This window comes from Kitasatospora sp. NPDC002551, assembly GCF_040296005.1.
Lineage (GTDB): Bacteria > Actinomycetota > Actinomycetes > Streptomycetales > Streptomycetaceae > Kitasatospora.
In genome coordinates this window covers 89,130-109,022 of sequence record NZ_JBEOWI010000004.1, presented here as the reverse complement: position 1 = coordinate 109,022, position 19,893 = coordinate 89,130, and the positions used below count along the sequence as shown (strand labels likewise).

The following is a 19,893-nucleotide window of genomic DNA, read 5'->3' as shown; positions in this document are numbered from 1 at the left end:
TGGGCAAACGGGCCCGCTGTCACCCGCACGGGTGGTTCCGGTGGCCCGGGGGCGGATCCGGACGGACCTGAGAAGTAAGGTTAGGCTCACCTAAATTCTTGGGAGTCCTCCTTGACGCTCGCCGCTGAGCCCGCCACCGGTCCGACCGTCCCCGTGCCTGCTCCTTCCCCTGCCTCCGGCCTCGCGCCCGCCCCGGTCCCTGACGCCACCCCGGCCGCCGCCGTGCTGCGGCGCCAGCGCGTCCGCGAGTCCGCCGCCCGCACCTACGCGCGCTCGTTCCCGATCGTCCCGGTGCGCGCCAACGGGATGACCGTCGAGGGCGCCGACGGCCGCCGCTACCTCGACTGCCTCTCCGGCGCGGGCACCCTCGCGCTCGGCCACAACCACCCCGTCGTCCTGGAGGCGATCCGCCGCACCCTGGACAGCGGCTCCCCGCTCCACCTGCTCGACCTCGCCACCGCCGAGAAGGACGACTTCACCACCGCGCTGTTCGAGAGCCTGCCGCCCGCCTTCGCCGACGGTGCGCGCGTCCACTTCTGCGGCCCCGCCGGGACGGACGCCGTCGAGGCCGCGCTCAAACTGATGCAGACCGCCACCGGCCGCTCCGGCGCCCTCGCCTTCACCGGCGCCTACCACGGGATGACCGCCGGCGCCCTCGCGCTCACCGGCAACGTCGCCGTCAAGGAGCCGCTGCCCGGCGGCGGCGAGGTGGTTCGGCTGCCCTACCCCTACGGCTACCGCTGCCCGTTCGGGGTCGGCGGCCGGGCGGGCGCCGACCTGTCCGCCACCTACGTCGAACGGCTGCTCGACGACCCGTCCGGCGGCGTCGTGCCGCCCGCCGCGATGGTCCTGGAGGCCGTCCAGGGCGAGGGCGGCGTCGTCCCCGCCCCCGACGACTGGCTGCGCGCCATGCGCCGGATCACCGCCGAACGCCGCATCCCCCTCGTCGTCGACGAGGTGCAGACCGGCGTCGGCCGCACCGGCGCGATGTGGGCGGTCGAGCACAGCGGGATCGTGCCGGACGCGATGGTGCTCTCCAAGGCGATCGGCGGCAGCCTGCCGCTCGCCGTCGTCGTCTACCGCGCGGAGTACGACGGCTGGCGCCCCGGCGCGCACACCGGCACCTTCCGCGGCAACACCCTCGCCATGGCGGCCGGCGCCGCCACTCTGCGGTACGTCGCCGCGAACGGGCTCGCCGAGCGGGCCGCGGTGGTCGGCGCGCGGATGACCGAACGGCTGCGGGCGCTGGCCGGGGAACTGCCGGTGATCGGCGACGTGCGCGGGCGCGGGCTGATGATCGGTGTGGAGCTCGTCGACCCGGCGGCCGAACCGGACGCCTGCGGGGCCCGGCCGGCCGCACCCGCCCTCGCCGTCCGGGTCCGCGAGGCGTGCCTGGCGCGCGGACTGATCGTCGAGCTCGGCGGGCGGCACGACGCCGTGCTGCGGCTGCTGCCGCCGCTCACCGTGACGGACGAGCAGGCGGCCGCGGTGCTGGACCGGCTCGCCGACGCCATCGCGGCGGCCTCGGCCGCGGGGCCGGCGGTGTCCGCGTGAGCGCGGGCGGCGTCGGCGCTGTAGGCGGAGCGGGCGACGGCGGTCCGCTCGGCGGACCCGGCCCGCTCGACGCGCTCTCCGGCGGCGTCGGCGGCCCCGCCGCGCTCGGCCCGCTGCTCGCCACCGTCCTCGACGCGCTGGAGACCGGCGCCACCCGGCGCGGCGGCCCGCTGCCCACCGGCCGCCCCGCCGACCTCGCCGCCCGGACCGCCGAGGCGCTCGCCGCCGCCCGCGGCCCCCACGCCCTCGCCCGCCTCACCGAACTCCTCGCTCACGGCGCCGCCGACCCCGCCGACCCCTACTGCGCCGCCCACCTGCACTGCCCGCCGCTCGCCGTCGCCACCGCCGCCGACCTCGCCGTCAGCGCCCTCAACCCCTCCCAGGACTCCTGGGACCAGGCCCCCGCCGCGACCGCGCTGGAGACCGCGCTGCTCGCCGAACTCGCCGCCCTGGTCGGCTACGACCCGGCCCACGCCACCGGCGTGCTCACCTCCGGCGGCACGGAGTCCAACCTCATGGGCCTCATGCTCGCCCGCGACCAGAAACTCGACGGCATCGTCGAACTCGACGGCCTCCTCGGCCTGCCCCCCGGCACCCGGCCCCGGATCCTCGCCTCCCGGGCCGCGCACTTCTCCGTCCAGCGGGCGGCCGCCCTGCTCGGCCTCGGCGAACGGGCCGTCGTCCCCGTCGACGTCGACCGCGACCTGCGGATGGACCCGGCCGCACTCGAACGCGCCCTGGCCGAGACCGTCTGGGCCGGGGACACCCCCCTCGCCGTCGTCGCCACCGCCGGCACCACCGACACCGGCGCCGTCGACCCGCTGCCCGCCGCCGCCGACCTCGCCGCCCGTTACGGCGCCTGGCTGCACGTCGACGCCGCGTACGGCGGCGGCGCCCTGCTCTCCGACCGGCTCGCCCCGCTGCTGGCCGGCATCGAACGGGCCGACTCCGTCTCGCTGGACTGGCACAAGCTCGGCTGGCAGCCCGCCGCCGCCGGCGTCTTCCTGGTCCGCCGCGCCGAGACGTACGTCTCGCTCGCCCGCCGCGCCGCGTACCTCAACCCGGCCGACGACGAAGAGTCCGGCTATCCGAGCCTGCTCGGCCTCTCGCTGCGCACCACCCGGCGGCCGGACGCGTTCAAACTCGCCGTCACCCTGCGCACCCTCGGTCGCGCCGGACTCGGCCGGCTCGTCGACGCCTGCCACGACCTCGCGCTCGCCGCCGCCGGCACCGTCCGGGCCGAACCGGAACTCGAACTGCACGCCGACCCCGTGCTGACCGCCCTGCTGTTCCGCTACCGGCCGGTGGGCGGGGCGGGCGCCGGCGCCGAGGACCCGGCCGCGCTCGACCGGGTCAACGCCGAGCTGCGCCGGAGCCTGCTGCGCACCGGCCGGGCCGTGGTCGGCCGCACCGAGCTGCCCGGCGAGGGCCCGGGGCGGGTGCGGCTCAAGCTGACCCTGCTCAACCCGCACACCACCCCCGAGGAGGTCAGCGGGCTGCTCGCCGAGGTCGTCCGCGCCGGCCGCCGGGCGTGGAGCGCGGCGCGCTAGCCCGGACGGCCCCGGCCGGGGCCGTCCGGGCTCCCGTGCTTCTACGGCGCGAGCAGGATCTCCCGGCAGCGCTCCCAGGTGGCCGGGTCGGCGGCGACGAGCAGGCCGTCCTCGCCGCCGGGGGCCTCGGGACGGTAGGGGGTGCCGTCGAGGCGGGCGGAGCGGCCGCCGGCCTCGGTGAGCAGGAGCGAGCCGGGCGCGTGGTCCCAGGGGAGGGTGCGCCAGTAGAGGATGAAGTCCAGGGCGCCCTCGGTGACGTCCGGGTACTCGATTCCGGCGGCGTGGCGGCCCGGGGTGATCTCGCCGAAGGCGGCGGTGTTGGCCTCGACCAGCCGGCGGCGGGACGGGTCGAGGAAGCGGCTCTTCACCGAGCCGCGCCACTTGGCCGGGTCGGTGCCGGCCGGGACGCGGGTGAGGCGGTGGCCGTCGCGCCAGGCGCCGGAGCCGAGTTCGGCGGTGTAGGTGGTGGCGGTGACGGGCTGGCGGATCCAGGAGGCGACCGTCTCGCCGCCGCGCACCAGGGAGACCATGACGGCGTACTCGGGTCGGCCGGCGATGAAGTTGGCGGTGCCGTCGACGGGGTCCACGAGCCAGGCGGCGGGCTCCTCGTGCAGCGCCCGGGCGAGGGCCGGGTCGGCGGCGACCGCCTCCTCGCCCACCACCGGGACGGGCAGCAGCTCGCGCAGCCGCCGCGCGATGATCACCTCGGCCTCCCGGTCGGCGACGGTGACCACTTCGCCGGGGGCCTTCTCCATCACCTCACCGGCCGCCAGCGCCCGGAACCGGGGCTCCACCGCCTCGGCCGAAGCCTCGGCGATGATCTCCGCCACCTTCTCCATCAGCACGTGCCCGCTCCCTTCGCCGGCTACCACTTTCGCACGTCAGTGCGGGCGGCGTGCGGCGGGGCGCGGGGGTGGTGGGTCCGGCGGGGGCCGGGGCGGGGGCTGACGACTGACAGCTGACAGATTTCAGATAACAGATTTCAATATCTGTCAGCTGTCAGCTGTCAGCTGTCAGCTGTCAGCTGTCAGTCGTCACCCGTTCCCCGCTCCGGCGCCCGCGATCAGCGCGGAGACCACGCGCGGGGCGCGGAACTCCTGGACCACCAGGACGTTGCCGGAGTCGCCGTACCCGGCCAGGGCGCGCAGCGCCTCCCAGGCGGTCATCTCGACCTGCCCGGTGCCGAGCGCGATCCCGGTGAGCAGGACCAGCAGTGCGGCGACGGCCGCGGACCAGACGGCGGTCCGGGCGCGGCGGCGGGCCACCGAGGTGCCGGTGGTCCTGCCCGTCGCGGCCCCTCCGGCCCCTCCGCTCCTGCCGGACTGTTCGGTCCTGCCGGAGCCGTCGGGCCGGTCGGGCCGGTCGGGCTTATCGAGACCCGTGCTCATCGGGCCACCTTCCGGGCCAGCACCGCGAGCAGCGGCGCGCCGAGGAAGGCCGTCACGATGCCGACCTCCAGCTCCGAGGGGCGGGCCACCATCCGGCCGAGCACGTCGGCGGCGAGCAGCAGCACCGGACCGGCGATCAGACAGCCGGGCAGCAGCGCCCGGTGGTCGTTGCCGAGTAGCGGGCGGACCAGGTGCGGGGCGGCCAGGCCGATGAACGCGACCGGGCCGGCCACGGCCACCGCGGAGCCCGCGAGCAGCACGACGGCGAGGCCGCCGAGCACCCGGATCCGGGCCACCGGCACACCGAGCGACTGGGCGCTCTCGTCACCGAGCGCGAGCGCGTTGAGCGAGGGCGCGACGGCGAACGCGCCGATCAGCCCGAGCGCCAGGAACGGCAGCACCGGCGCCAGGGTGTCCAGATGCCGCCCGGCGACCGAACCGGCCAGCCAGAACCGGGCCTCGTCCAGGGTGCGGTGGCTGGCCAGCATCAGCGCGGACGTCCAGGAGGTGAGCACCACGGTGAGCACGGTGCCGCCGAGCGCGAGGCGCACCGGGTCGAGGTCCCCGCCGCGGCGCGACATCGCGTACGCGGCGACGGCGGCGAGCGCGGCCCCGGCGAAGGCGAACCAGACGTACTCGACCGGGCGGGTCAGTTCGAACGTGTAGATCGCGGCGACCACGGCGAAGCTCGCGCCGGCGTTGATGCCGAGGGTGACCGGCGAGGCGAGCGGGTTGCGGGTGACGCCCTGGGCGACCGCCCCGGCGACGCCGAGCGCCGCCCCGACGGCGAGGCCGATGAGGGTGCGCGGCACCCGAAGCCCCGTCACGACGTCGGCGTCGCCGCCGTGCTCGCTCCCGGTCAGCGCGCCGATGACGGTGTGCGGAGGGATCGTGCGCGAGCCGAGCGCGAGGCTCAGCGCGAGCACGCCGAGCCCGGCGGCCAGTACCAGCGGGAGCCGGGCCGGCGAGCGGCGGGTCTGGGCCGGGGGAGCGGGAGCCGGCGGATCGGTGGTCAGCACGGGGGGAGATATTAGGTTAGGCAAGCCTAATGCCGAAGTCCTGGGCGGATTGGTCCGTACCGGGGACACCCCGGGGCGGGTGGCCGGGGTCGGCATGTGCGGGTCGCCGACTGCCTATAAGGTGAGCCTCACCTAATGCGATCTCGGGAGTGCCGATGATCTTCTCGGGTCCACCGCTGCCTGCCGTCGTGCCCGACGTCGTGCCCGGTGTCCTGCCCGGTGCCCAGGCGGCCGTCGTGCCGCCCGTCGCACCGCTCGCCGCGCCGGTCGCCGCCCCCGTGGCGCCGCGTCCCGCGAACCCGCTGGACGCCGACTACCGGCTGCTGCTGGACCTCTGCCCGGTGCTCCGGGTGCGACTGATCGCGGCGGACGAACCCGACCCCGCGCCCGCGCAGGGCTGGTACTCCGCCGCCCAGCTGGCCCGCGAGCCGGACGCGCTGGAGCGGGCGCTGGCCGGCGAGGCCGAACGCATCGCCCCCGTCGCCGCCGCGCACGGCACCGCCCCGCGCCCGCACGTGGCCGCCTCCCGGCTGCTCCACCACTACCTCTGGTCGCTCTGCGTGCTGATCGCCGGGCCCTGGTGGCTGGGCGGGCGCGTCCCCTCGATCGACGGCGCGGACCTGTGGCTGCACGCCCCCACCGGCGACCTCGCGCTCCGCCCGGGCGCCCATGTCACGCTCCCCGGCGAGGACGAGCTGCGCGCCGAACTGCGCGCCGCCGTCGTCGCCCACGCCGAACCGCTGCTCGCCGCCTTCGCCGCCCCCACCCGGCGCGGCACCCGCGCGCTGTGGGGCATGGTCACCGACGACCTCGCCTCGGCGATCTGGTACCTCGGCAAGCGGCTCGACGCGCGCGCCCCGGGCCCCGGCACGGCCCACGAGGACGCCGCCGTCGCCGCCGCGGCTGCCGTCCTGCCCGGGCGCACCGACCCGCTGCCCGGTGCCGCCGGCTTCCGCGTGCTGCGCGGCGAGGACGGCCGCACCCACCACACCCGCACGCGCCTCGGCTGCTGCCTCTACTACGCCGTCGAGCCGGCCCGGGCCTGCGTCACGTGTCCGCGGACCGCTGACGAGGAACGGCTGCGCAGACTCTGACGGCCCGTCCGGCCGCCCGCCCGGCCGCCGGCGACCGTCGCGACCGGTGGCGACCGGCGGTGGTCGTCGACGCCCGCCCGGCGTGCGCCCGGCGCGCGCCGGGTAGGCTCGGTGCCCGTGATCGACTCCACCACCCACGTCCGGGTCGCACGCCCTTCCCGGGATCTCGCCGCGGCCGAGCGCTTCTACGTCGACGGACTCGGTCTCGCCGTCCTGTGGCGCAGCACCGAGCGCGTCCCCGGCCGGCACGACCTCCTGATGGTCGGCCCCTCCGGCGGCGGCTGGCACTTCGAGCTCACCCGCGACCCCCAGCACCCCGTCGAGCCGGCGCCCACCGTCGACGACCTCTTCGTCGTCTACCTCGGCGCCCCCGTCGACGAGGCGCTGGTCCGCCGCCTGGAGGACACCGGCGGCACCCGCGTGCCCGCGCACAACCCCTACTGGGACGAGTACGGCGTCACCGTGGCCGACCCGGACGGCTACCGCCTGGTGCTCTGCGCCCGCCGGTGGAGTTCCTGACCGGGCGGGACTCCCGAGCAGCGCGCCGGCGGTGCGAGGCGGTGTGCCGCGTACGCCGTTCGCGCTGCCCGAGGACCGTCGCAAGCCCCAGCCGTGCCCGACGGTGCGTCAGAGCAGGACGTCGGCCAGCCGCTTGAGGTCGTCGCGCACCGACTCCCGTTCCTCATCGGTGAGTTCGGCGGCGACGCCCTCGGCCCGTTCGGTGAACGTCCGGGCGCTCGCGCCGTCCGCGAGGCGGTGGGCCAGGTCGGCGCGCATCGCCAGGATGCGGAACAGCAGCACCGGCGCGGGCGGTCCGTCCGGCCGGGCCAGCGCGCGGTCCAGTACCCGGGCGGCCGCGGCCGGGTCCTCCTTCGAGTCGGCGAACAGCGCCGCGTGGTGCAGCGCCTTCGCGAACGGCTCCTCGGGGGCGGGCTGGTGCCGCTGGTCGGCGCGGATCGGCTGGCCGATCCGCAGGCAGTTGCCGCCGGGGTCGGTCACCAGGAACTGCCGTACGCCGTGCGAGGTGTCGGCGACCGGGCCGATGCGCGGCAGCCCGCGGGTCGGCACCCGACCGTAGGCGGACCGCAGGCCGTCCTGGAAGGCGGCGTGCAGCGCGTCCACGTCGTCCGTGCGGACCAGGCAGGTGCTGTAGGACGCGCCCGGGTCGTACTGCTTCATGCCGAAGAAGTGCAGCTGGATGGCGCCGCGCTGGACCACGGCGTACGGGTTGGGGCTTTTCTGATGGAGGGTCACCTCGAAGCCGAGCGCGGTGTAGAACTCGAGCACTGGTGGGAGGGCCTGACAGGGCAGGATCGGAACCGTCGATTCGACCATGCCCGCTGACTTTACCCCTGGTTGACCGCGATCCGGAGGCTTCCGGTCAGATGTCGGCCCCGGGAACGCGGCGTCCGTACGCGAGGAGCGGCAACTCCTCGGCCGGTCGGGCGACCGTCCGACTGCCGCTTCCGTACGACCGGTCGAGATCGGTGGCGCGCAGCCGGACGCCGTCCGGGCGGGCGCCGAAGAACCGCAGGGTACGCGGGGTGGCGTCCTCCGGCAGTGGACGCAGCCGCTCGGCGGGCACCCGGCGGCCGAGGCCGAGTGCGACGGTGATGTCCGGGCCGTGGACGACGTCGTGCCCCAGCGCGGCGGCGAGACCGCCGACCGGCGGTGTCCACGGGGGTCCGCGTTGTCCCGCGGGGTGGCGGCGAGTTGGGCCCCGGTGGGCACGCGGGCGTCGCGGCGGGCGAAGCGGTCGGTCGTCCGGTGCGGGCCGCCGCCCGAGCGGACCGGCTCGACGGCGATCCGCGGCATCCGGTGGCGAAAGCCCGTGCCCAGGTGCGCCGCCACCTCGCGCACCCGCCAACCCGCGCGGAGCGAGGGCGAGTTCCACCGCGCATCGGACAGGCCGTCCAGGACGTCGGCGAGTTCGCGCCGCTCGGCGGCGACCGCGGAGCGCAGGTCGGCGGCACGGTGCGGGTGGGTGTTCCGCGTGATCACCAGGCTGCGGGACGCGGTGGCCGGAAGTCCAGGAGCCGGTTCTTCCGGTCCCTGGAACCGACGGTCATGGAGCTCCGGCAGTTGCGGTACCTGGTGGCGGTGGTCGAGGGGGCGGATTCACCCGGGCGGCCGAGCGCCTGCACCTCGCGCAACCCGGGATCAGCGCGCAGACCCGTCAGCTGGAGCGCGAACCGGGCCGGCAACTGCCCGACCGCACCGGGCGCTCGGTCACCCGGCGGAGGCGGGGGCGGCCGTCCTGCCGTACGCGGCGTTCGACGCGGCCGGGCCGGTCACGTCGTGAGCCGCTTGACCATCACGCGCTCCGCCGTCCCGCCCGCGTCTCCGCCCGCTGCCCCGCCCGCGTCTCCGCCCTCACTCGCGTCGACGAACCCGTGGCGCCGGTACAGCGCGAGGGCGGCCGCGTTGCCCGGCAGCACGGCGAGGCGCAGCGACGTGCCGCCCCCGCGCCGCGCCCACGCCTCGACGGCGGCGAGCAGCCGGTCCCCGACCCCGCGCCCCCGGGCCTGCGGACCGACCCAGACCGAGCGCAACTCGCGCACGCCGTCCCCGTCCCCGTCCCCGTCCCCGGGCACCCCGCCCGCCAGACCGACCGGCCGCCCGTCCGCCGGCACCGCCACCACGTGCACGGCGTCCGGCCGCGCGAACCGGGCGCGCCACTGCGCCTCGCCGCCCGTGGGCCAGTCCGCCAGCCGCACCTTGAACGCGTACGGCGCATCGGCGAGCGCGGCCAGCCGGGCGTCCCGCCACAGCGGCCAGTCGGCGGGGTCGGCGGGCGTCAGGACGCGGAGATCGATCACGTGGGCCAGTCTGCGGCCGCCGGCGGGGGCCGTCCAGGGCGCCCTGGGCTCAGCGGACCACCGGCCCGCCGCCGCCGCGCCAGTCCGTGAGCCGCTTGCGCACGCTCGGCACCATCGCCGGTCCGTCGCTCTCCTCCGGCGTGAACCAGCCGACCCCGGACGACTCGTCGGACGTCCGCAGCACGCCCCCGACCGGCCGTCCGAGCAGGCAGATCGAGAACTCCTGCCGCACCTCGCCGTCGTCGTAGGCCATCACGTGGGAGGGGTCGGTGTAGGTCCCGACGATCCCGGTGACGACGATCTCGATCCCCGTCTCCTCCCGGGTCTCCCGCACCCCGCAGGCGCCGATCGACTCGCCCAGCTCCATCGTCCCCCCGGGCAGCGCCCACATCCCGTTGTCCGTGCGCCGCTGCAACAGCACCCGCCCCGACACCTCGTCGACCACGACCACGGAGGCCGCCGGCACCGGACTGTTCGCCGCCGGAGCCCCGGGATTGTCCTCGTAGTCCCGCCTGGCCATGCCGTCCCTCCCTCTCCCGCTCCCTCTCCTAGCCGATGGCCTCCCAGATGAGGACATGGCCGTTGAAGGTGTAGGTGAACCCGGTTCCGTCGTAGCCCTCCACGGTGACCAGGCCGACCCGGCCGTTGATGGTACGTACGCAGAACCGGGTGCCCGTCTCGACCAGCAGGGCCTCGGTCGCCTGGGAGCTGAGCAGGTCGGCGCACCGCTTGCGGGTCGGATCCTGCGGGCCGGTGTACGGCGCGAGCGCCGGCAGGGGTGGGAAGCCGCCGACGCCACCCACGGCGGTCGCGCCCTGGCCGCTGCCGGGGGTCGGGTAGTTGACGCCGAACCCCGGGAGGTACAGCGAGGGCTCCTGATTGCTCAGCACCCGCGGCGGGTTCTCGTCGAGGTCCACCGAGCCGGCGAGCCGGACCGTCCCCTCGAAGCGCACGGTCTCCTTGACCGATGCCACCGGGGACGGCCTCGCCGGGGTGGTCGCCGGTGGAGCCGTGGTGGTGACCGGCGGGGCCGGTGGAGCGGGGGCCTCGGCCGTGGGGGCGAGCGTGAAGCCGGGCTCCGCGGGGGCCGGGGGCTGCGGAGTGGGCGTGGGCGTCGGGCTCGGCGTCGGGCTCGGTGTCGGTGTCGGTGTTGGCGAAGGCGGTGCGGGCGGGCCGGGGACGGGCTGCGTGACCTGGGCGCCGGTGTCGTTGGAATTGTCCCCGACCAGCCTCTGTCCGATCTCCGTGCCCGCCACCGCCGCGCCGGCCAGGACGGCGCAGGCGAGCACGACGAGCCACCCCCGGGAGCGGCGCGGCGGCGGGGGCGGCGGCTGGGTGATGGTGATGCTGCCGTGGGCGATGTACGCCGAGCCGCCGCCGGAGACGTTTCCCGACTGCCCACGGCCCCGGGGCCCGGGGTTTCGCGTGCTCATTTCGTGATCGTGATGTCGCCGCCGGCGATGTACGCCGAGCCGCCGCCGGTCACGTGCGCGTACTGGGCCCGCCCGCCGACGACGGGCCCCGTCGCCGGTACGGGCCGCTCGGTGGCCAGCAGTGCGCGCAGGCGGTCCGCCAGCTCCGGGTTCCGGGCCAGCAGATAGGTGAAGCGCTGCTCCCACTCCTGTCCGGTGCGCGTCGCGGCACCGTCGTCCCCCTGCTCCTGCGCGGCGACGAGCACCTGACGCGCGGTGTCGAGCGCGGCGCCGATCGCCTCACCCTGCTCCGGCGCGGCCTGCTGCCACAGTTCGACGATCCCGTCGCGTACCCGCTGCCACGACGTGCCGAGCAGCAGACCGGTGACCGCCGGACCCGCCGTCCGCGCGAGTTCCAGGACGTGGTCCATGGTCGAGGTTCCCCCCTCCGACTCCGGAACCGGCGTGCGGTGCCGGTCCCTGCGGCGCACAGCATAGGGATCAGCGGGCCCGGTGCGAGGACGCGGCACGCCATTCGATGCCCTTTCGCGACAGGCTGTCTGACGGACCGACGGGAATTGTCGGTGGTGCGTGCAAGGATCACCGCCATGAGTGAGCAGGCGTTCGACTGGCGGTCCTTCCTCGTCCGCTGGAGCGAGGAGTGGGCCGGCGCGTGCACCGGTCCGGGGGAGCTCCGGGACGGGGACGAGGAGGCGTGGCGGGCACGCCGGCTGGGGTTCGCCGGGGCCCCGGCGGAGCGGGTCGCGGCGGCGCAGGCCGAGCTGGGGTGCGTGCTGCCGCCGTCGTACCGGGAGTTCCTCGCGGTGAGCGACGGGTGGCGGCACGCCGGTGGCTTCGTCTTCCGGCTGGCCGGGACGGACGGCGCGCGCTGGCACCGGGACGCCGACGGGACCAGCGAGTACTTCGAGGACGACGAGTCGGCGGGCATGTGGGACCGGGCCCTGCAGCTCGACGTCGAGTCGGACCTGACGCGCGTCCTGCTCGATCCGGGCGACGCCGGCGCCGATGGGGAGTGGGCGGTGTACTGCTACGCCTCGTGGCGGGCCGCGCCGCCCGTGCGGTACCCGTCGTTCCGGGCGTTCATGGTGGCCATGTACCAGGAGTTCCACCGCCTGAGCGCCCACCGGCACGGCGCGGCGTTCGTCAACGCCACCACCCGCGAGCAGGACGCGCGCGTCGCGGCCGCCCGGCAGGACGCGCTGGCCGGGGCGTACCAGCGGGCGCGGGAGGCGCTGGCCGAGGCCGTCGCGTACGGGCGGCCGCGTGCCCTCGGCATGCTCGACCAGCTCCGCCGGTTCGAGCAAGGGACGCCCGATCCGACCTTCGGTGAACTGCCGCGCGATCCCGCCTACCTCGGTGAGGTGGTGCCGGTGCTCGCGGCCCACCATGTGCGGACCGGGCAGGACACGACCGCGTGGGGGTACAGGCTGCGGGTGGGCGCCGGCGATCTGCGGGCCGCGGCCGACGAGGTGCTCCGGCAGGTGCGTGGGCGCCAGTACCGCTACACCGCGTCCGGCCCGTTCGGCGAGGCCGTCGAACGGGCACGGGAGCAGGCGCGCTGGGGCGCCACGGACGCCGCCTGGCGGACGCTGCGCCCCGCGCTGCCGCACTGGACGCCGGTCGGGCCGGACCACCTCGCACCGGTCGGGCTGCTCGCGGACCCGCTGCTGGGGCCGCTGCTCACGGCGGAGCGCGGTCGGGAGCTGCTGGCCACGCCGCGGGGCCTGCCCGACGGGGCGGCGGGGGAGCCGGGGGGCGAGGAGCCCGAGTCCGCGGGGGACGGCCTCGCCTGGCTCGCCCTGGAGCCGCGATCCGACCGGCCCCGGCCCTACCGCTTCGTGCTGGTGGAGGGGGTGGCCCCGGACGGGCTTCCGGCCGTCCTCGCCGGGGAGGGCGCGGTCCTGGAGCCGCCCGCGAGCCGTTGGGAGGCCGAGCGGGACCGGCTCCGGGGCCGGACGGTCTTCTCCTCCGAGGACCCGGAGCCCGCGTTCGTCGGCCACGCGGGCGGTGACGGCGGGTCCGGCTGGAGCTTCGCCTTCGAGGTCCAGACCTGGGCGGGGTCGGCGGGGTCGGCGGGGCCGCGTATCGCCGCCCCGGCCGTGACGGCCTCCGGCCGGACGGGCGGGCGGGCCCTCGCCGTGTTCGTCGTACCGGAGGAGGGCTTCTTCCACGTGTCCGTGGCCGACGGCGGACAGGAGCGGTACGGGTTCACCGTGCGCGGACCGGAGATCGGCCGTAGCGGAATGGCGGACGTGCCGCCCGCCCTCGACCCGGACCGCCACTTCGGTCCGCACGCCCATGGCCGCCAGGGTGAGCACGGCCTGCTGACCGCGCTCGCCGTCGAGTTCGGGGTGGCGCTGCCCCGGTTCGCGCTCACCGAGGGGCGGCTGCACGTCTTCGCCGACCCGTCGTGGACGCCACCCCGGCTGCCGGGTGAGGGTCTTGTGCGGGTGGTTGTGTCCGGCGGGCTTCAGCCGGCCCCGGATACCGGGGACGCGCCGGACCTGCTGGAGGCGCCGGCGGCACCGCCCGCTCCCGGGGAGTCCGGGACGCCCTGAGTACCGTCGGGGCCGGGGCCGGAGCGCCGCCGCTCCTCCCACTCCTGCCGGAGCATGCCGAACAGCAGGCGGTCGTAGCGGACTCCGGCGACCAGCACGGCGGACCGGCGGCGCCCCTCCTCGCGGAAGCCGAGCCGGGTGAACGCGCGGGCGGCGCGGGCGTTGCCGCTCCAGGTGTCCAGCTCCAGGCGGTGCAGCGGGAACGCGCCGAACAGGTGGTCCACCAGCAGGCCGAGCGCCTCGGAGCCGTAGCCGCGGTCCCAGAAATCCCGCTCGCCGATGGCAATCCCGACCTCGGCGACGCCCTCGTACGGGTCGAGGCCCCGGTAGTCGACCAGGCCGATCGGACGGCCGCCGGCCGTCTCCTCGACGGTCAGCATGCCGGCCTCGCGTGCGTTGAGCCGCAGGATCCGCTCGAAGCGGTCCGCCAGCGCCTCGGCGGTGGTCGGGCCGAAGAGCGGATCCCCGGCCGCGGCCAGCCGGATCACCTCGGGGTCGTTGCGCCACCGGAGGTGGTGCTCCGCGTCCTCGGCGCGCAGGGCGCGCAGCCGTACTGCCTTACCTTCGATCATGACCGGATGGTAGGCCCGGGCCCGCCCTGCCGACATCCGGTTTCCCGGTGCGGGCCGGGCTGGGCGGGGTCGGGCGGGGTCGGGTCGGGCTGTCGTCAGGCGGCGAGGTGGTGACGGATCTGGTCGAGGATCAGACCGGCGCCGGTGTAGCCGATGCCGAGCATCCAGAGGTTGTCGTCGACCTGGTAGACCTTGCCGGTGCGGACGGCGTCGAGGCTGTTCCACAGCGTGCCGCCGACGATCTTCGTGTGGTCGGACTTGGCCGCGTCGCCGTAGACCGAGTAGAAGATGACGTCGGCGGCGGCCTGGTCGACCTGCTCGGGGCTGATCTCGATCGAGAAGCCGGGCTTGTTCTGGTTGGCGGGGCGCCCGACGCCGAGGTCGGTGAGGATCGAGCCGATGAAGGTGTCGTTGAGGTACAGGCGGGTGGGCGCACCGGCCAGGAAGCGGGCCATCTCGACCTTGAGGGCGGCCGCCTTCTGCGGACCGCCGAGCGCGGTGACCAGCTCGGCCAGCTTCGCCCGGTACGCCTGCTCGGCGGCGGCCGCCTCGCTCTGGCGGCCGAGGGCCTCGGCGTGCAGCCGGACGTTCTCCTTCCAGGCCGGGCCGGTGGTCCTGCTCAGCACGGTCGGCGCGATCTTGGAGAGTTCGTCGTAGCGCTTGTCGTCGCGGACCTGGTTGCTGAGGATGACGTCCGGGCGGAGGCCGGCGATGGCCTCCAGGTCGGGCGAGCCGATGGTGCCGACGGTCCTGACGCCCGCGAGGCGTTCGGCGGGGAGGTAGGCGGAGAGCGGCGCGCCGGCGGTGCCGGTGGTGGCGCCGACCGGGGTGATGCCCAGGGTGACGGCGGAGTCCAGGGCGTCGGTGTCCAGGACGACGACCCTGGTGGCCCGGGCCGGGACGGTGCTCTCGCCGCGCGCGTGCCGGACGACGCGGCCGTCCGGGGCGTTCGATCCGCCCGCCTTCGCCGGGCCGCCGGAACCGCAGGCGGTGAGCGCCAGTCCGGAGGCGAGCCCGGCGGTCAGCGTGAGCAGCCGGCGGCGGGTCGGGGGAGTGCGGAGGCGGTGGGGGTGGCCGGGAGCGTCGGGCATCGGGCGACTCCGTTCCGGAGGCAGACGGCGAGGCGTCCCATCCCTGCCCGGCGGCGCGGACCGTTACGCGTCAGCGTGTGTGCGCACACGGCGGGTGGCGGCTGACAAATGACAGCTGACAGATATCAGAAAACAGATAACAGATTTCGTCAGCTGTCAGCTGTCAGTCGTCGGCCGGTGGGTCGCCGGCCGTCAGCCGTCCTCCCGGTGCTCCAGACGCTGGCGGAGCAGTTCGTCGTAGTCGGCGTGCACCCGGCGGTCCATCGCCAGTGCGAACTGGGCGTCGGTGACCGTCCGCGCGAGGGGGCGGACCCGCAGGACCTGCTCGGTCAGCCGGGCGGCCTCGCCGGGCGGCAGCGGAGTGTCGCCGGCCAGCGCGCCGAGCAGGTGCTCACGCACCAGGGAGGTGAAGATCTCGGCGATCGCCGTCACGTGCTCCTGTGTCTGCCGACTGGCCTCCAGGACCACCGAGAGCGGCACACCCTCCGCGACCAGCGCGACGGTGGCGTCCATCAGCCGCCGGCTGACGTGGGTGATCCCGTCCTCCTCGATCGTGATGAAGCCCTGGGCGATGGACTCGGCGGTGTTCTCCTCGGTCAGCTGGTCCCCGAGGGCAGCCTTCAGCTCGTCCCAGTCAAGGCGGACCGGCGTCTCGTCGGACCACGGCGCGACGATCGCCGCCTCCAGGCCGATCAGCTCGGCGACGTCCCGCCCGCTCTCCCCGGCGCCGATGAGCTCGGCGATGCCGCCCAGGGTGTGGCCGCGCTCCAGCAGTTCGGCGATCATCCGCAGCCGGGCCAGGTGGGCCTCGCCGTACCAGGCGATCCGCCCCTGCCTGCGCGGCGGTTGGAGAAGCTTGCGCTCGCGGTAGAAACGCAGGGTGCGGGTGGTGATCCCGGCCGCTTCGGCCAGTTCCTCCACCCGGAACTCGCGTTGTCTGTCCTCGGCAGCAGCTTCGACCTTGTCCACGGCGCTCAGCATAGGACCGGCGATCGTCCGATCGGGTCGGTCGGGCTTCTTCCATCAACTGTCAACAAGGGCTACCCTGCCAACCGTGCCAGTGATTGATGGCACGGTTGGCGTGACCCGCGCCGCGCCGAGCCGAGCAGCGGCGACGCGCGCCCCACGGCCCCCACCTCCAGGAGGACGCCGCATGGCATCCAGCAGCAAGCGCCCCCGCCCTCGCGCGTCCGACGCCGAGGCGACCGTCCCCGACGAGGCCGCGTCCACCGCGGGCCAGCCCGCCGCGGAGCGGCCCGCCGTGGACGAGCCGGTCGCGGAGCGGCCCGTCGCGGTGCAGTCCGCCGAGGAACGGGCCGCCGGGCCCGAGCCCGTGGGCGACCAGCCCGTCCCGCACGTCCGGGTCGCCGTCATCGGCTCCGGCTTCGGCGGTCTCGGTGCGGGCGTCCGGCTGCGCCGCGCCGGCATCACGAGCTTCGTCATCCTGGAGCGCGCCGACTCGGTCGGCGGCACCTGGCGCGACAACAGCTATCCCGGCTGCGCCTGCGACGTCCCCTCCCACCTCTACTCCTTCTCCTTCGCCCCCAACCCGGACTGGCCGCGCAGCTTCTCCGGCCAGCCGGACATTCGCGCCTACCTGGAGAAGGTCACCGACGTCTTCGGCCTGCGCCCCCACCTGCGGCTCAACACCGAGGTCGTCGAGGCCCGTTGGGACGTCGAGCGGACCCATTGGCGGATCGCCACCACGGCCGGCCGCTGGACCGCCGACGCCATCGTCTCCGCCGCCGGCCCGCTCGCCGACCCGCAGATCCCCGACCTGCCCGGCCTCGACTCCTTCCCGGGCGAGGTGTTCCACTCCTCCCGCTGGGACCACGACTTCGACCTCGCCGGCAAGCGCGTCGCGATGGTCGGCACCGGGGCCTCCGCCGCCCAGATCATCCCGGCGATCCAGCCGGAGGTCGGGAAGCTGACGGTCTTCCAGCGCACCCCGGCCTGGGTCCTGCCGCGCCGCGACCGGACGATCACCGAGCTGGAGAAGTGGCTGCACGGCCGGTTCCCCTTCACCGCCAAGGTCCGCCGCGGCGCCCTGTTCGCGCTGCGCGAGCTCCAGGTGGACGCCTTCGTCCGGCGCCCGGGCCTGCTCCGGGCGGTCCAGCGGCTCGCCGAACGGCACATCGCCGACGGCGTCGCCGACCCGGCTCTGCGCGCCCGGCTCACCCCCGACTACCGGATCGGCTGCAAGCGCATCCTGTTGAGCAACACCTACTACCCGGCGCTCGCCGCCGCCAACACCGAGGTGGTGTCCGGCGGCCTGCGCGAGGTGCGCGGTTCGGCCCTGGTCGGCGCCGACGGCAGTGAGCACGAGGTGGACGCGATCGTCTTCGGCACCGGGTTCCACGTCACCGACATGCCCATGGGCTCCCGGGTCTTCGGCGTCAACGGCACCAGCTTCGCCGAGGAGTGGAAGGAGGGCATGGAGGCGCTGCGCGGCTCCACCGTGCACGGCTTCCCGAACTTCTTCTTCGTCATCGGTCCCAACACCGGCCTCGGCAACAGCTCGATGATCCTGATGATCGAGTCCCAACTCAACTACATGATCGACGCGTTGAAGACGCTCGACGAGATCGGCGCGACCGCCATGCAGCCCTCCGCCCGGGCGCAGCGCCGCTGGAACCTCGAACTCCAGCACCGGATGGACCGCACTGTCTGGACCACCGGTGGCTGCCGCAGCTGGTACCTGGACAAGAGCGGCAAGAACACCGTGCTCTGGCCGGGATCGACCACCTCATTCCGCCGCGCCACCCGCAAGGTCGACCTCACCGAGTACGAACTGATCCTCCGTCAGGACAGCCGTCCGGGACTGTCCGCGACCACCGCCGAGGCCGGGGAGGTCCTGGTATGAGCCGCCCGACGATTCCCGCCGACTTCCTCCCGCCCGTCCCCGCCGAGGAGTTGGCCGTCCTCTCCGCCGACGGGACCAGGCTGCACGTCGAGGTGCACGGGCAGCCCGGCGCGCCGACCGTGGTGCTCGCGCACGGCTGGACCTGCTCGACCCACTTCTGGGCGCCGGTGATCCACCGGCTCGCCGACCGGTACCGGGTGGTGGCCTACGACCAGCGCGGCCACGGCCGCAGCGAGGTCCCGCCCAGCCGGGTGCGCTACTCGACCCGCGCGCTGGCCGAGGACCTGGCGGCGGTGCTCACCCGGGTCGTCCCGCAGGGCGAGCGGGCGGTGCTGGCCGGGCACAGCATGGGCGGCATGACCGTCATGGCGGGCGCCGCCCGGCCCGAGGTCACCGAGCGCACGGCCGCCGCCGTGCTGGTCTCCACCGGTCCGTCGGACCTGGTCGAGGAACTGCGCGTGGTCCCGGGGGCGGTGCGTTCCCCGGGGGTGCGGCGCTTCCTGCACCGGCAGATCCTGCGCTCGCGGCTGCCGCTCGGACCGGTCGGTCCGCTCACCCGGGCCGCGCTGGGGTACGCGATCATGGGGGCGGGTGCGCCCGCCGCGAGCGTCGAGGCGGCGGCCCGGATCGTGCACGCCTGCCCGACCGGCGTGCGGGCCAACTGGGCCCAGGTGCTGGACCGGTTGGACGTCCGCGCGGGGCTCGCCCGGCTCGCCGCGCCGACGTCGGTGGTGGTCGGCGCCGAGGACCGGCTGACCCCGCCGGTGCACGCGCACCGGATGGTCGCGGCGCTGGCCGACCCGCAGGGGCTGCTCCTGCTGCCCGGGGTCGGTCACATGGCGCCACTTGAGCGGCCGGCCGAGATCGCCGCCGAGATCGACCGGATGGCGACCGCCCACCTTCCGGCTCAGCCGGCCGGCGCCCCTGGTGCCGACACCGACACCGCCGCCGGAACTGTGACCACCACCGACCCCGAGAGGACCGCCGTCGCATGACCGCCACCCCGCCGCTCTCCGCCCAGGTCGCCGTCGTCACGGGAGCCGCGCGCGGCGTCGGCGCCTCGCTGGCCCGCGGCCTCGCTCGCCGCGGTGCCAAGGTCGCGCTGGTCGGCCTGGAACCGGAGGAGCTCAAGGCCGTCGCCGCCCAGTGCGGCCCGGACGCCACCGCCTGGGAGGCCGACGTCACCGACGTCGAGGCGCTCACCGCGCTCGCCGGGCGGATCAAGGAGCACTACGGCCGGATCGACACCGTCGTCGCCAACGCGGGGATCGCGATCGGCGGCCCGCTGCTGCAGAACGACCACCGGGCGTTCAGCCGGGTGATCGAGGTCAACCTGCTCGGCAGCGTGGCCACCGCCCGGGCCTTCCTCCCGGTGCTCGCGGAGAGCCGCGGTTACCTGCTGCAGATCGCCTCGCTGGCGGCGCTCACCCCGGCGCCGCTGATGAGCGCGTACTGCGCGAGCAAGTCCGGCGTCGAGGCGTTCGCCCACGCGATCCGCGCCGAGGTCGCCCACGAGGGCGTCAAGGTCGGTGTTGGTTACCTGAGTTGGACCGACACCGATATGGTGCGCGGGGCCGACGAGGACACCGTGCTCAAGCAGATGCGCGCGCGGCTGCCGTGGCCGGCGAACAAGACGTACCCGCTGGAGCCGGCGGTGGACCGGCTGGTCGCCGGGATCGCCCGGCGCTCCGCCCACGTCTACGCCCAGGCCTGGCTGCGCGGCATGCAGCCGGTCCGCTGGATGCTGCCGTCGCTGATCGCCGCGGTCGGCTCCCGCGACGTGGCCCGGCTCGCGCCCCAGCTCGCCGCGACCGCCGCCACCCGCCTGCGCGCGGTCGGCGCCGGCGGCGCCGCCGACACCGCGGCCCGCTCGGAGCGGCACTGACGGACGGTGGCTGACAGCTGACAGATAACAGATAACAGCTGACAGATATCAATATCTGTCAGCTGTC

20 protein-coding genes and 2 pseudogenes are annotated in these 19,893 nt (G+C 75.4%); 9 read left to right on the top strand and 13 right to left on the bottom strand.

Annotated features, from left to right (window positions below; translation table 11 throughout):
- Positions 1-153: 153 nt before the first annotated feature.
- Entirely contained in the window at positions 154-1,554 is a 1,401-nt protein-coding gene (locus ABT093_RS05960) for a diaminobutyrate--2-oxoglutarate transaminase family protein (RefSeq protein ID WP_502884143.1), read from the top strand.
- Complete coding sequence (locus tag ABT093_RS05955) at positions 1,551-3,104, top strand: pyridoxal phosphate-dependent decarboxylase family protein (protein WP_502884136.1); 1,554 nt, start codon at positions 1,551-1,553, stop codon at positions 3,102-3,104. The genes ABT093_RS05960 and ABT093_RS05955 overlap by 4 nt, the downstream gene beginning before the upstream one ends.
- Before the next feature lie 41 nt (positions 3,105-3,145).
- Here the strand turns inward: ABT093_RS05955 and ABT093_RS05950 are convergent, their stop codons facing one another.
- From ABT093_RS05950 to ABT093_RS05940, 3 genes are all read right to left on the bottom strand, one after another.
- Positions 3,146-3,943, bottom strand: a complete 798-nt coding sequence (locus tag ABT093_RS05950; RefSeq protein WP_350561139.1) for an inositol monophosphatase family protein — start codon at positions 3,941-3,943, stop codon at positions 3,146-3,148.
- A 195-nt stretch (positions 3,944-4,138) separates the two neighbouring features.
- Positions 4,139-4,492, bottom strand: a complete 354-nt coding sequence (locus ABT093_RS05945; RefSeq protein WP_350560814.1) for a hypothetical protein — start codon at positions 4,490-4,492, stop codon at positions 4,139-4,141.
- Positions 4,489-5,442, bottom strand: a complete 954-nt coding sequence (locus tag ABT093_RS05940) for a FecCD family ABC transporter permease (protein ID WP_350561137.1) — start codon at positions 5,440-5,442, stop codon at positions 4,489-4,491. The genes ABT093_RS05945 and ABT093_RS05940 overlap by 4 nt, the downstream gene beginning before the upstream one ends.
- Before the next feature lie 224 nt (positions 5,443-5,666).
- Here ABT093_RS05940 and ABT093_RS05935 point away from each other — a divergent pair, with 224 nt between their 5' ends.
- Entirely contained in the window at positions 5,667-6,605 is a 939-nt protein-coding gene (locus ABT093_RS05935; RefSeq protein ID WP_350560812.1) for a (2Fe-2S)-binding protein, read from the top strand.
- 117 nt (positions 6,606-6,722) lie between these two features.
- Positions 6,723-7,124 (top strand): VOC family protein, encoded by a 402-nt coding sequence (locus ABT093_RS05930; RefSeq protein ID WP_502884135.1) that lies wholly within the window; start codon positions 6,723-6,725, stop codon positions 7,122-7,124.
- A 108-nt stretch (positions 7,125-7,232) separates the two neighbouring features.
- Here ABT093_RS05930 and ABT093_RS05925 read toward each other — a convergent pair whose 3' ends face one another.
- The 3 genes and pseudogenes from ABT093_RS05925 to ABT093_RS05915 all read right to left on the bottom strand — a co-directional run.
- Positions 7,233-7,940, bottom strand: a complete 708-nt coding sequence (locus ABT093_RS05925; protein WP_350561135.1) for a bleomycin resistance protein — start codon at positions 7,938-7,940, stop codon at positions 7,233-7,235.
- Positions 7,941-7,986: 46 nt separating this feature from the next.
- The gene (locus ABT093_RS05920) at positions 7,987-8,190 is read right to left on the bottom strand and encodes a hypothetical protein (protein ID WP_350561170.1); all 204 of its coding nucleotides are present in this window, start codon (positions 8,188-8,190) and stop codon (positions 7,987-7,989) included.
- Between the two features lie 74 nt (positions 8,191-8,264).
- Positions 8,265-8,606 (bottom strand): annotated as a pseudogene (locus ABT093_RS05915) (maleylpyruvate isomerase N-terminal domain-containing protein); the annotation flags it as partial.
- A 66-nt stretch (positions 8,607-8,672) separates the two neighbouring features.
- On the opposite strand from ABT093_RS05915, the pseudogene ABT093_RS05910 reads away from it, so the two are divergent.
- A pseudogene (locus ABT093_RS05910) lies at positions 8,673-8,874 on the top strand (LysR family transcriptional regulator); the annotation flags it as partial.
- 22 nt (positions 8,875-8,896) lie between these two features.
- On the opposite strand, the gene ABT093_RS05905 reads toward ABT093_RS05910, so the two are convergent.
- The 4 genes from ABT093_RS05905 to ABT093_RS05890 are packed head-to-tail and all read right to left on the bottom strand — an operon-like array spanning position 8,897 to position 11,267.
- Positions 8,897-9,424, bottom strand: a complete 528-nt coding sequence (locus ABT093_RS05905) for a GNAT family N-acetyltransferase (RefSeq protein ID WP_350560808.1) — start codon at positions 9,422-9,424, stop codon at positions 8,897-8,899.
- 49 nt (positions 9,425-9,473) lie between these two features.
- Positions 9,474-9,944, bottom strand: coding sequence for an NUDIX domain-containing protein (locus tag ABT093_RS05900; RefSeq protein ID WP_350560806.1), 471 nt, complete (start codon positions 9,942-9,944; stop codon positions 9,474-9,476).
- Between the two features lie 28 nt (positions 9,945-9,972).
- Entirely contained in the window at positions 9,973-10,857 is an 885-nt protein-coding gene (locus tag ABT093_RS05895; protein ID WP_350560804.1) for a hypothetical protein, read from the bottom strand.
- The gene (locus ABT093_RS05890; RefSeq protein ID WP_350560802.1) at positions 10,854-11,267 is read right to left on the bottom strand and encodes a hypothetical protein; all 414 of its coding nucleotides are present in this window, start codon (positions 11,265-11,267) and stop codon (positions 10,854-10,856) included. Before ABT093_RS05890 ends, ABT093_RS05895 begins: the two co-directional genes overlap by 4 nt.
- Positions 11,268-11,444: 177 nt before the next feature.
- Here ABT093_RS05890 and ABT093_RS05885 point away from each other — a divergent pair, with 177 nt between their 5' ends.
- Positions 11,445-13,415, top strand: a complete 1,971-nt coding sequence (locus ABT093_RS05885; protein WP_350560800.1) for an SMI1/KNR4 family protein — start codon at positions 11,445-11,447, stop codon at positions 13,413-13,415.
- On the opposite strand, the gene ABT093_RS05880 is transcribed toward ABT093_RS05885, so the two are convergent.
- The 3 genes from ABT093_RS05880 to ABT093_RS05870 all read right to left on the bottom strand — a co-directional run bounded on the left by ABT093_RS05880 (position 13,328) and on the right by ABT093_RS05870 (position 16,047).
- The gene (locus tag ABT093_RS05880) at positions 13,328-13,987 is read right to left on the bottom strand and encodes a GNAT family N-acetyltransferase (RefSeq protein WP_350560798.1); all 660 of its coding nucleotides are present in this window, start codon (positions 13,985-13,987) and stop codon (positions 13,328-13,330) included. The two genes, ABT093_RS05885 and ABT093_RS05880, sit on opposite strands and share 88 nt — an antisense overlap.
- Before the next feature lie 95 nt (positions 13,988-14,082).
- Entirely contained in the window at positions 14,083-15,078 is a 996-nt protein-coding gene (locus ABT093_RS05875) for an ABC transporter substrate-binding protein (RefSeq protein ID WP_350560796.1), read from the bottom strand.
- Between the two features lie 192 nt (positions 15,079-15,270).
- Positions 15,271-16,047, bottom strand: a complete 777-nt coding sequence (locus ABT093_RS05870) for a MerR family transcriptional regulator (RefSeq protein WP_350560794.1) — start codon at positions 16,045-16,047, stop codon at positions 15,271-15,273.
- 184 nt (positions 16,048-16,231) lie between these two features.
- On the opposite strand from ABT093_RS05870, the gene ABT093_RS05865 reads away from it, so the two are divergent.
- Genes ABT093_RS05865 through ABT093_RS05855 form a run of 3 tightly spaced genes read left to right on the top strand, consistent with a single transcriptional unit; the run spans position 16,232 to position 19,826 of the window.
- Entirely contained in the window at positions 16,232-17,941 is a 1,710-nt protein-coding gene (locus ABT093_RS05865) for a flavin-containing monooxygenase (protein WP_350560792.1), read from the top strand.
- Positions 17,938-18,936 carry an alpha/beta fold hydrolase gene (locus ABT093_RS05860; RefSeq protein ID WP_350560790.1) on the top strand — a complete coding sequence of 333 codons (999 nt, stop codon included), beginning with the start codon at positions 17,938-17,940 and terminating at the stop codon, positions 18,934-18,936. The genes ABT093_RS05865 and ABT093_RS05860 overlap by 4 nt, the downstream gene beginning before the upstream one ends.
- The gene (locus ABT093_RS05855; RefSeq protein ID WP_350560788.1) at positions 18,933-19,826 is read left to right on the top strand and encodes an SDR family oxidoreductase; all 894 of its coding nucleotides are present in this window, start codon (positions 18,933-18,935) and stop codon (positions 19,824-19,826) included. The genes ABT093_RS05860 and ABT093_RS05855 overlap by 4 nt, the downstream gene beginning before the upstream one ends.
- Positions 19,827-19,893 lie beyond the last annotated feature (67 nt).